Origin of the sequence: Pseudomonas sp. BJa5 (assembly GCF_030272875.2) — a bacterium.
Classification (GTDB): Bacteria; Pseudomonadota; Gammaproteobacteria; order Pseudomonadales; family Pseudomonadaceae; genus Aquipseudomonas.
This window is the reverse complement of sequence record NZ_JALRNG020000153.1, coordinates 1-268: the sequence shown is the minus strand read 5'-3', so window position 1 is coordinate 268 and position 268 is coordinate 1. Positions and strand designations below refer to the sequence as shown.

Sequence of the window (268 nt, the reverse complement as noted above, 5' to 3'; positions counted from 1 at the left end):
GTCCGGGCGCTGCGCCATGTGCTGGGGTAGTCGTCATACGGGCCTCTTGGCCACGGTTTACCCCGGTGAGTATGAGCCCCGGGACTTGAGGAAGAAAGCCTGACTACAAACGCGCCGGCGCCGGCGACCCGCCCCGCGCCTGGGCCATGGCGGCCAGACGCACGGCCACGTTGGCCGCACCATAACCGCTGTAGCCAGTGCGCCGCTGGATGATCTCGAAGAAGAAGCGCTCCTCGAACGGCTCGGTGTACACGTGGAACAGCTCGCC

At 66.8% G+C, this 268-nt stretch carries 1 protein-coding gene; it reads right to left on the bottom strand.

Annotated features, from left to right (window positions below):
* Window positions 1-103: 103 nt before the first annotated feature.
* The coding region (locus tag M2D63_RS25815) for a hypothetical protein (protein WP_285865892.1) at window positions 104-268 on the bottom strand (165 nt) is incomplete at its 5' end.